The organism is Candidatus Eisenbacteria bacterium (genome assembly GCA_016867715.1).
Classification (GTDB): Bacteria; Orphanbacterota; Orphanbacteria; order Orphanbacterales; family Orphanbacteraceae; genus VGIW01.
The window spans coordinates 1-11,428 of the sequence record VGIW01000015.1; the positions used below are offsets into that span (position 1 = coordinate 1).

At 65.0% G+C, this 11,428-nt stretch carries 4 protein-coding genes and 1 tRNA gene; all 5 read right to left on the reverse strand.

Translation table 11 applies throughout. The annotated features are described in order from the left end of the window. The coding region (locus FJY73_04730; GenBank protein ID MBM3319963.1) for a hypothetical protein at nt 1–6,709 on the reverse strand (6,709 nt) is incomplete at its 3' end. Between the two features lie 576 nt (nt 6,710–7,285). After that, nucleotides 7,286–8,617 (reverse strand): hypothetical protein, encoded by a 1,332-nt coding sequence (locus FJY73_04735; protein ID MBM3319964.1) that lies wholly within the window; start codon nt 8,615–8,617, stop codon nt 7,286–7,288. Further along, nucleotides 8,614–8,967, reverse strand: a complete 354-nt coding sequence (locus tag FJY73_04740) for a DUF1844 domain-containing protein (GenBank protein ID MBM3319965.1) — start codon at nt 8,965–8,967, stop codon at nt 8,614–8,616. Before FJY73_04740 ends, FJY73_04735 begins: the two co-directional genes overlap by 4 nt. Before the next feature lie 232 nt (nt 8,968–9,199). Further along, nucleotides 9,200–10,201 carry a right-handed parallel beta-helix repeat-containing protein gene (locus tag FJY73_04745; GenBank protein MBM3319966.1) on the reverse strand — a complete coding sequence of 334 codons (1,002 nt, stop codon included), beginning with the start codon at nt 10,199–10,201 and terminating at the stop codon, nt 9,200–9,202. Nucleotides 10,202–11,351: 1,150 nt separating this feature from the next. Further along, nucleotides 11,352–11,428, reverse strand: a tRNA-Asp gene (locus FJY73_04750).

Consider the following 11,428-nt stretch of genomic DNA (forward strand, 5'->3'; position numbering starts at 1 on the left):
ACGGGCCGAAGTTGTAGCTCGCGTAGGCCACGTCGTTCGCGGAGAGCTGCGCCCCGAACTTGATCTTGTTGCCGCCGACGATCGTGAAGTCGTACTTCGTCGGGCTCGCCAGCGCGTCGAAGTGGGCTTGCGTGTGGTACGTGCAGACCACATCGGCCGCGCCGGTGTCGATCGCGACGTCGACGGAGTACGCGTAGTTCGTCTCGTCGCCCTGGATGGCCCCGGCCAGCAAGGCGGTGGAGATGTACGGATAGAAGTTCTGGACCGTGAGGACCTCGTCGAGCACGCGGTTCGCGTACCAGAAGTACACCGCCGCCTTCTCGGGATCCGCCGCGTTCTGCGAGTCGCTCAGCTTGGCCCGGATCCAGAGCTCGCTTCCCCGCGTCACCCAATCGAGAACCGTGTCGGTGTAGTGGATGTCCTCGGCCGCCGCCTTGGCGAGAGGACGAGCCGCCGTGTCGATCACGGCCTCGGTCGAGAGCCGGCCGAACTCGTACGGGTTGAGATGCGGAGGCGTCGTGTTCAGCTCCTCGTCGGTCGCCCCGATCGAGAACTGATAGCGCCCGTCCGTGAGGCCGCTGATGTTCCAGGCGAACGTGTACGGGTAGACCGCGTCCGCCGGGACGTTCGCGCGCGTCCACGGGTTGTTGAAGATGTTGAGGTCCGGATCGGTGTAGTAGCAAGGATCCAGACGGAACCAGACATACACCGAGTCGACCGTCGTGGTGTCCTCGGCGGTCACCATGAGATCGAGGGTCGTATCGTCCGCGCCGAGCTGGTCGCCGGCGTCGCCGTCCGCGACGGGGCCGAGCACGTCGATCGTGTCGCCGTTCGAGAAGGCGTAGATCACGTCCGTCTCCGGCGGCACGTTCTCTTGGATCGTGATCGACACGTAGTGCGGGAACGGATCGAAGTTTCCGGTCTTGTCAAACGCGACGGCGTGGATCAGAACCTGCGTGTCGGTGTGGAACCACCCGAGCGCCGTCATCGCGTCGATGTCCATATAGACCGCATACGGCGCGAGGTGATCCTGCGCATTGAAGTCGTCCTCGTCCGCGACCCCGTCCCCGTCCGTGTCGGTGAGGTTCGTGGGGTCCTCCTCGATGAGCGGATGGATCCGCATGCCGAGCATCTCGGTGAGCGCCGGCGCGATCCCGTTCCGGAGGAGGATATCCGTCGAGGTGACCGTGAACGTCGTGTCGTCGGCGTAACGGTCGTGGACGATCGCATCCCCGAGCGAGAACCCGGTCGTATCGTCCAAGTTCACAAAGAAGTCGTTGTCGTCGTTGAGGTCGAGCACGTCCCACGTCGCGCCGCCGTCGAGCGAGTACTCGAACTCGACGTACTTCAGGTCGGCGTCCGGGCTCTCCGCCCAGATCTTGATGAAGCCGTTGTCGCCCGCGACGATCAGGTTGTTCAGATTCGCCGCGCCCACGGTCTTCTCGCCGCCGTGACCGATCGCGATCGCGGCGATCGTCGCCGCCGGGGGCTCGGTGTCGAGCGAGATGACCTCGTACGGGATCGGCGAGCCGGCGGAGGTCGTGTCGGTATTGCCGAGCTCGTCGGTCGCCACCGCGCGAACGAGGTACTGGCTTCCGAGGCCGGCCACGTTCCAGTTCCCCATCCAGAGCTGGAGGCTGTCGGTCGGGCCGTTCTGGAGGAAGCCGCCCATGTTCTGGCGGAAGATCCAGTCCGGGTTGTTGAACGCGTCGCTCGAGTCGGCGTCCGCGTAGAACTCGATCGCGGCGAAGGCGGTGAGCGGGTCCCCGAGCGTCGGCGTTCCGATGATCACCACGTCGCCTACGTTGTAGACGCCGTTCATGTTCACGTCCCGCACGATCGGGTCACGCTCCGAGTAGCCGTCCCCGTCGTAGTCGACATACTTGATGTTCGTCGGGAACGAACGGTAGAGGTTCGCGCCCCAAACGCCGTGCAGGCTGTCGAGCATCCGGAGCGTCCCGGCACCCTCCCGAAGGATGATGTCGCCTCCCGGATCCGCGGAGAGCGTGTCGTCGTTGTCGTCCCTCGTGATGTATACCCAGTAGCTCCCCGCGTCGTTCGGCGTGCCGTCCGCGTCCAGGTCGTACCAGTACTCGAAGTCGACTCGGTCGACCTCGATGTCGTGGATCCAGACCTTCGCGTAGAGGGCGAAGGTCGAGTCGTCGAGGCGGGTCGGTGGGTCGATGTACGCCCGGAGCCCGGTCTCGCGAACCTTCGCCGTGAAGATGAAGGTCGTGAGCTTGTTGTCGTTCCCCTCGACGTCGCGCGCCCACGCGCGGATCTCGTAATCACCCTCGGTGATCAGGGTGTCCGCGGTGTTCCACGTCACGGCGACCGGCGGGTAGAGGTCGGCCAGCGTGTCGGTGCCGGAGATCGTTCCGGTGACCGAGCCCATGATCTCCCAATCGCCGTACGCGGTGGCGGTCTTCCCGTACGTCACCTTGCGGTACTCGAACCGCACGAACGGCACGTCGGTGAACGCCGTGAGGTCCCGGTCGTCGAGATCGCCTCCGGTGATCCGGAAGATCACGACCGAGTCCTTCGGCACCTCGCAACCGTTCGAGAGGTCGGCGTCGATGTTCCCGCCGAGCACCTCGCACGACGAGATGTTCGTGATCGGGATCACGCCGTCGACCACGGTGAACATGAGGTCGTAGGTCGCGAGCGTGGTGTCGAGGATCTCCCAGTTGCCGAACGTGTCCTTCGAGCGGACGCGGAAGTAGACGTCCAGCGTGCTGTCCGGCGGGGAGTTCCCCATGATCGGCGCCGTATAGAGGTACGCGAACGGCGCGTTGTTGTCCGTGCCGGCGGTGACCCAGGTTGACGTAGCAAAGTTGTACGCCTCGAAGAGAACCTCGACGACGTCCGGGTTCGTGATCGCATGGACCCAGTAGGTCGCCGGCGTCGGCGGCACGTTCTGCGTCGAGTCGTACGAATCGAACACCTGGATGCCGGCGAGCGGCTTGACGTCGTAGGCTCCGAAGGCCGCCACGTCGATCGTCGCGTCCTCGGCGGTCAGGTTGAGGACGAACTTCTCGGACGTCGAGTTATCCGGATTGAAGTTTCCGGTCCGGTTCGCCGGGTTGTACCAGATACCGGTCGCCGACGGCGGCAGGTACCAGTGGCCGACCGCGACCGAGTCGTCGTTGTAGCCGATCTTCGGGCCGATCGACTGGCCGACCCAGTCGTACGCCACCGCGCGGATCTCGAACGTGTCCGCGTCGGTGATGCCGTAGAGGGTGGCCACAAGGCCCATGTTGATGTTGAAGCCGTTCTGGAAATACCAGTGGAACGCGCTGTCGGCGGCGGAGACGGTCTCGTCGCCGTACAGGCCGTTCGGGTTCTTGCCGAGCCCGTTCAGCGTGTCGCCGCTCAGGTCCCACCAGTTGGCCACGTCGAGGAGCCACGGCATGTAGTCCACGCCGGTGCCGGTCCGAGCGAGGCCGTCGACGTCGTTTTGGGAGATCGTCGAGCCGTCGATCATCCCGTCCTCGTCGTCGTCCCAGCGCATGTAGTGGGTGTAGAGGGTGTCGGCGTTGTTGTCGACCGTCCCGTCGTTGTTGTTGTCGACGCCGTCCGCGAGCGGAGTGCTCCTCGCCGCCTTGACCTCGACGTCCGCCGTGTCGGCGAGACCGTCGCCGTCATCGTCGTACCCATCGATCCCCGGGAACCCGCCGTCGCCGGCGTTGTCCCCCCTCGGGTCGAGAGCCATCTCGGTCCACGACCCGCCGTTCTTCTTGATCTGAACGACGAGGTAGTCGACCAGCGAGTCGGACGGGGTCTCGAACGTCAGGTCGATCCAGTTCCCGATCTTGAAGATCTGGAGACCTGGCTCCTGCATGTTCGTCTCTTCGTCGACGTCCCACCGGCTGTCCTGCTGCTCGACGCGCGAGATGTAGCAGACCTCGGGCGCGACCTGATCGAGATCGATCAGCATCGTGTCGAGCGCGAGGTTCTGGTGCGAGTCCATGAGGTTCACGATGACCGGAAGGTCCTTGATCACCGCGAAGCCGGTCTCGGTCTTCGGGAGGCCCGACTCGTCGGTCACCGAGGTGGACGCGCGGATCGTGTCGAGGACCGCCCAGAAGAGACGCTCCTCCGGATCGTTGTAGTCGAGGTTCCCGTCGCCGATGTTGTAGAGCTTGTTGCCGCCGTGGTTCGTGTAGGCGGTGTCGGCGATGTTCCAGAACTCCTCGCCGAGATCCCAGACGCCGTTTCCGTTCTCGTCGATGAACGGCTCCGGCCAGTTCTTCTGGTTCGCGAAGGGCTGGTACGTGTCGCCGCCGGCGGCCGTCGTGTCCCAGTCATCGTCGTTGTCGGTCTGGTCGGCGAGCCAGTTCTTAAACGCGATCGAGTCGTTGCCGGTGTAGGTGTCGACCTTCGAGAAGTCGGCCCACATCCGGCCGCGGGAAGCCGCGAGGTTCAGATAAGTAAGCAATGGGTCGAGCGCGAGCGGGTTCACCGTCATCGTGTCGCCCGCTCCGGAGAAGTCGAGCCTCACGACGATCGAGTCGCCGTTCGCGTAGATGCGGAGCGGGTTGTACGGATCGACCATGTTCCCGATGCGCGCCGAGAAGATGTCGTTGAGGTGCGCGAAGGGATCGCTCGCGTTCCCCCACTGGTCGTAGGCGACGAGCCAGACGAAGTTGTCGTCGTCTCCGTTGTCGTGGCCCATGTTGACCGGGCCCCACGCGCCGCCGCCGTTCGCGTTCGCGACGGCCAGCGTCTCGGTGAGGGCCGCGTCCCCGTAGACGACCACCTTCGCGTTCGCCTCGACAGAGCCGGAGTCGGCGTAGATCGAGTCGTTCAGCGTGCCGGCCGCGTTCCAACGGCCGATCACGTGGATCACGTTGTCGTCCTGATCGAACTTCGGATCGCCGGCCAGGATCCAGTCGCGGATGTCGTCGATGTGTCCGGCCACGAACGTCTGCTGCAGGGCGATCGCCTGCTGCGTTCCGGCGAAGTTGATCACGCCGTAGTTGCCGTTGTAGTCCACGCCCACGATCCCGACGTGGATGATGTCGCCGTCCTCGATCACGTCCCGGTTCGAGACCACGCTGTCCGGGGTGATGTTGAGGTAAGCGATGATCGGGTTGTCCCGGTTCGGGGTCGGGTTGAAGACCGGGATCCCGCGGTTCCAGTTGGCGGTCACGAACGTGTCGGTGACCGCGGCCCCGATCCGGGTGAAGAGCTTGTAGTACTTCACGCGATCCGTGCCGGCCGACTCGCGCCACGCGATGCGCGCGATCGAGGAGTCGTTCGGCCAGGAGAACTCGCGGACGAGATCGGTGCGGACCTGAATGATGTCCGACATCGTCGGCGGGTTGTTGTAGCGGACCGGATGACGGACGCTGGAGGTCGCGACCTCGCCGGAGGCCGAGCCCTCGATCGGGGTCGCCGCGCCGGTGTTGATCGCGATCGTCGCGCCTTCGGACCAGGAGTTGTCGTTGATTCGGCGGGCGAAGCGCCGGCCGGTCCCCACCCAGTTCGAGGCGCCGTTCGGCGTGAACCCGCGGATGAGGAACGCTCCGTCCTGAACGGTCGAGCCGGTCACCTGCTGGCTGAAGTGAACGATGACCGAGTCCTGTCCGCCCGTCAGGTTGTCCTTATAGAGAGCGGCCAGAATGATGGGCCCGAGAGAGACCGTATTGGCCTGCGTGTCGGTGTTCGGGTCCCACATGTCGTTCTGCATCACGTCCGTCGCGGAGTGCCGGATGTTGTCGCCCGCGGCCGCTCCGGTCGCCGGGTTCGTGAAGCGGACGACCCACGGCGTCCACGGCTGCTCGACCGGCTCCGAGAGATCCGGGTTCGCGCCGGTGAGGTCGAGCGTTCCGGTCCCGCCGATCGTGAAGTCGGTCCGGTCGATCGTCGTGACGTCGTTCAGGTTGATCGTGTCCGCGCGCACCGGCATGTTGTAGACGATGTAGAGGGTGTCGTCCCCGAGGCCCGGCGTGCTCAGCGAGTCGTACGCCGCATCGAGGATGTACGCCCCCTCGGCGCTCGTGATCCGGTGCAAGACCCGCGAGGTCGCGGTGTCCCCCGCTGCGTTCTCCACGTCGTTCCCCGCCCGGAAGGCGATCGTCGTGATGTAGGGGAGGAGCTGGACCGCGCTGTCCGGCGCCGTGGCGAAGCGGAAGTTCGCGAGTATGTAGGTCGTCGGACCGCCGACCACGTTCAGCGCGGTGTCCGAGAGGGCCATGCTGAACGCGAAGTCGGTCGAGTCGACGTTGCTCGCCGCCTCGGAGAGGATCACGACCAGAACGTCGTTCGTCGGATCGTCGTCCAGGTTGGTCGTGAGCACCGCCGAACGGATGATCGGCCCCTTGTTGATCGGGATCGGGGTCGCCTCGTTCGAGAGGAGCTGATCCGGAGAGGACGCGATCGCCTCGATCCAGCTAATGAAGACGCTGTCCGTGCTGTCCGGCACGTTGCTGACGAAGCTAGTCCATTCGATCATGTCTCCGGAGAAGGCGCCGCCTGCCGCGGCAATCGTCGTGTCGGTGAAATCGATGTCCGTCACCTGCACCGAGCCGAAGACGGTCGATTCGTTGAAGACCGTGTACAGGCTGCTCGTCCCGTCCCACGCCGCGTCGATGATCGCGGGGCCACCCGGCCGCGGAAGAGCGTCCGCGCCGCTCGCGAAAAGGGACACCGCGAGCAACGCTCCGACCAACGAATTCAGGATCAGACGTCCCAAGCGATCAGACATCTTCTCGCCCTCCTTTGAACGGGCTACCGGCCCGCCGCGAGGTTTCAATTTCCGACAGGAAAGCGGGATAACGCTTGTTCTCGAGCCGTTCTCCACCTTGTTCCTCCTGCATCCAACGTTTCCGCAAAACCAAGCTCTCCAAGCCTGTTCGCCATGCGCAGAAAAAGGTATGGTCTCTCGGACTTCCCTTTCGGCTCGCCCGAAAGATCAGGCATACTTTATCTGCGAACTAGTCTCCAACTCAATGAGATTTCTACTCTTCTTCTCCCTCGGAATGTCCCCATTCCAGAAAATCGGAGACACTTTCACACGCCCCGAAAGGCTTGTCAACAAAAAAGTCCTTTCGCGGCCTTTCCGTAGTTTCGGCCCTTTCGCGGAATCTCTTAGGGCTTTTCTCTCGGTTGCCGTTCGCCCGGCGGAGAGGGTTTCGGAGCCGCGAGGTGAGAGAGATGGGGCCCGCTCGCTCATCGCGCGGCTCGAACCCGATGTGTCGATGTCGAATGAACGCACGTTCCGTCCCTTCCGCGCGTCATCGCCGGAAAAACGCGGCGAAGCTATCAGGAGCGCCGAGCCGTGTCAAGGGTTTTTGCCGGCCTCCGGAGAAGTTTCAGGTTGCGGCGATTCCGGCGCGGGATCGAAGTCCGGACATCCGTCTTCGTCGCGATCGCCGTCCATGTCCTCCGCCTCGTCGGGGCAGAAGTCCTCCGCGTCGGGGATGCCATCCTCGTCGTTGTCGACATCGGGGACGCCGTCCTCATCCTCGAATCCGTCGCGATCTTCCGCGTCGAGCGGCGCCTTGTCCCATGCGTCGGGGATGCCGTCGCGATCGTTGTCCCTGTCGGGACAACCATCGTCATCCTCGAACCCGTCGTAGTCCTCCGGCTCATCGGGACACCGATCGAGACCATCCGGGACGCCGTCGTCGTCCTCGTCCGTTCCTCCCAGAATCCCGATCCAATGAACGCCGAGCGAGACGCGCCAATCGGGGAAAAGAAGCTCCGGAGGCGCCCAAGCGGTCGTGCTCGGATCATCGCGGGAGAGAGAGAACCCCGCCTGCCCCGACAGATGGAGCCCGCGCCGCAGGCGGACCCGAATGCCCGGAGCGAGCTCGAGAACGTTCTCGCGCGCCGAGACGACGCCGGACCTCGGGAGCCGGTCCGCCAGGACCTCGGCGAAGAGATCGACTCTCCGGGAGTGGATCTCGAGCGCGCCCCGCAGGATCAGGGCATCGTTTTGCGTATCGTCCTCGCCGGGGCCCAGTTGAGGGTAGAAGAGCGGATAGAGGAGAGCCCCCTCGGTCTCGTTTCGGTTAACTCTGTATCCCGTCTGAAGATGGACTCGGAAGCCGTTCCCTCGGTACGCGAGCCCGAGGAGGATTCCGCCGTCCGTTGCGTCGGCGGAGAAGCCCTTGTCCGGGTTTCCGGTCGGGACGTTCGCGAAGGCCTCCGCCGACGCGCGGAGGCGGCGCGCGATGGCGGGGAGCGCGAAGCGGACGCCGAGGCGGCTGTCCCCCATGTCCCCGTAGGATGTCGCCGGGGTCGCCGCTCCTCCCTCCGCCCCCGCCGGCTCGAAACGGGTGCCTCGCGCATCGAAGGCGAACGAGAGATCGACCCGCCCCCCGATCAGAGCGTAGGCGAGGAAGAGCCTCGCGTGCGCGCTCTCCGCCCGATCGGACCGCGCGGACCCCTCGACCGGGAGGGAGATCCGGTGATAGCCGGTGCCGAAATGCACGTAGTAGGCGCGCCGGGGGAGCACGGAGGCGTCCCGGACCTCGCCAAGCCAGAGCCCGCGGGGGCGAGAAAGCTCGTCGGAAGCCGCGCGCGGTGGAGCTCCAGAGGAGCTTCCCGCGAGCAAGAGAACGAGAAGCGCGGCTCCTCCGGCGGGTCGGAAGAAACGAAAAGGCTTCACGATCCTCCGCCGTTCCCCGGCCGGTCCTTCGCGGAATCGCCGGCGGGGGCGTCTTCGGACTTCTCCGGCGCCCGTTTCGCCGCTTCCTCCCGCTCGTCCACGTAGTTCAGGCGGAGGTTCGCGAGGATGTGCTCCAGATGATCCGCTTCCGCGCGGATGAGGTTTCCCTTGGTCTTCGCCTGGAGCGTCGCGAGGAAATCGATGTAGATGCGCGCCTTGTCGAGATCGCGCTCCACGGCGCCGGTCGTCGGGTCGGCGATCTTGCCGAGAAAGGCCATCGCGGCGTGGTAGAAGGAGTCGACCAGCGCGAAGAAACGGATCGTGTGGATATCCGGCTTCTCTTCCGCCACCGCCTTCCCCCTCTCCCTTCTCTCTTTCTCTCTTTTCTCTTTTCTTCTCCGAAGGCCCTGTAGGTTAGCATCGCCGTCCTGCGGTGTCAACACGCGACCCGGGGCCGTCGATCGCGCGCCGAAGAACGGCTCATGCTATCTATGCACCTCAACAAAAGCCCATGAAGACTGAAGCAAAAAGAAAGCCGGCGACCGCGCGGCCGCCGGCAGCGTTCGAATGCGAGAGCCGAACCTAGCGGTACATCGACTTGACCGCTCCCCAAGAAGTGTTCTCGGTCGCGGTTTCGCCGCAGCCGATCGAGAGCGCTCCGATGAGCCCGCAGGCGGGATCGGAGACGGCCGGGCTCGACCCGCTCACGGTGAGGTCGTCGCATCCCTCCGGCGAGCAGAACAACGGATCGGCGGAGACGCTCCCCTGACCCTGCACGACGCCGTGATAGTTCCCGGCCGGGTTCCCCCAGACGATCGAGCAGAGGTCGCTCGGCGTGCAGTTCTGCGCCCAGACGCCCGGGCCGCCCGTGTTGAAGGCGACGATGTTGTTCCGCAGAGCCGGCGACGTTCCCGCCAGCGAGATGCCGGAGCCGTACCCAGGAGCGCACGAGTTGTAAGCGATCGTGTTCTGTTCCACGACGGCGCCCGTGCAGAACGCGAGATGAATGCCTCCGCCGAACGAGGTCGCCTGGTTGCCGCAGATCACGTTCCATCGGATGACCGGGGTCGATGTCTGCGCGTAGATCCCCGCCCCCTCATGAGCCGTGTTCTCCGTGATCCGGCAAAACTCGATCGTGGGAGAAGCCATGTTGTCGACGAAGATCCCTCCCCCGCGAATGGAGGCGCGGTTCTGGCGGATATGGCAATTCGAGATCACCGCGGTCGACCCGGACTGGAAGTAGATCCCCCCGCCCTTCTGATAGCTCCCGTTCCGGACCGTGAAGCCCTCCAGGCGTGTGGAGGAGGTCGCGTTGTAGGGGACAAAGACCGTGATGTAGCTCCCCTTCCCGTCGATCGTCGTGAACTCGGGGCCCGCGCCGATGAGCTGCACGCCCGCCTTGAGAGAGATGTTCTCGCTGTAGGTGCCGGGGCCCACCTGGACGATATCCCCCGATCGAGCGGCGTTGATCCCCTTCTGGATCGTGTTGTACGACCCGGGAACGAAGATCGTGGCCGCGCCCGCGGGCCACGCCGCGGCGAGCAAGAGAAGCCCGAAGAGAAGGACCGTGGACGCTTTCTTCATGATGCGCACCTCCTGACGGCCGCCCCGTTTCGTTCCCGCGATGCGGCCGAGCCTTTCCGGATTTGTCGCGCCCCGCTCGGAGGCCCCGGTTTCGCGCCTCGACCACGGGTGAGAGCGAGCCTGCCCGGTTCTTCGTTATGGCCGGGCGGTTCTCAGCGAGCAATCGGGGGAGCAAGGAATGTGCCAGGGAGCGTCCGCAGACCAGCGGTTCGGGAGTCCTAACTTACCTATTTGAATATACTAAGGTTCTGTTGAGGTCGCTAGGAGAAGCGGCTGTTTTTTTGCCACTCTCCTGCGTCCGTGCACCGTGCAGATTCCGTCTCGCGCGTTCAATCGTGCAATGTCCGGTTCTCGCCATCCACGAGCTTCTTCTTGGCATCGTCGAGAGGAAGGACAACCTTGACGGTGCGCGCTCTTCCTCGCTCGGCGGGCCGACCTCCCCCTCGGGGCCTGATCGACGAGGCCGGGTACCCGCACCTCGACGATGGAGCCGAAGGCTCCCGCACCAGGGGGGCGGGTGGCCGAGCGATTGGAGCCGAGAACGCGCGGGGCGCGTTCGGAGGCGTCCCCGAGGAGGAGGTCGGCCTGACGAGCGGGCCCGCCCATGCTCCTTCTTGGCGACAGACACCTTCTTGGGGAAGAGCTCCGGAGCCGAGGGGGTGAGGCTCGCTTGCTCAAACATGCCGCGCGCGGCGCGCGGCAACTCGCCGCTCTGCCTCCCCCCCGTCTCCGGAGCAAGACAAACTTGCTCCTGTGGCACCCGCCGTCCGACGACAGAGAACGCAACCACGGCGGGTGACCGCGGCAGGTGTCCGCGAGAAGCGCAGCCACCAAGGCTCGGCGACTTCAATCACTCGTCCTTGTAGGCGCGACCGAGGCCGCCGAGGGAGTCCCCGGAGCGCGAAGCGCGAAGGGGGAGCATCGAGCGGACAGCCGCGGGCACGACCGAGCCGGGGCTCCCCGTCGCGAAGAGCGACGGGGGGGCGAGGAAGCTCCTTCGCGCATGCGGCGCGAAGGAGAGACCCGCCGTACGACAACAGACGACGCCGCCACAGCGGGTGGGCGCGTCCGTCCGCCGTCCGTGAACCTCGAATCCCAAGAGCCTAAATCATTGATGGATTATGGAAGAAAACCGCTGCGAGGGAGAAGATGGCGGGGCCGACGGGCCTCGAACCCGCGACCTCTGGCTTGACAGGCCAGTGTGCTAACCAACTGCACCACGACCCC

Excerpts from the sequence above, each read along its gene's own strand:
- FJY73_04745 (MBM3319966.1), bottom strand. The coding sequence starts at position 10,201 with ATGAAGAAAGCGTCCACGGTCCTTCTCTTCGGGCTTCTCTTGCTCGCC.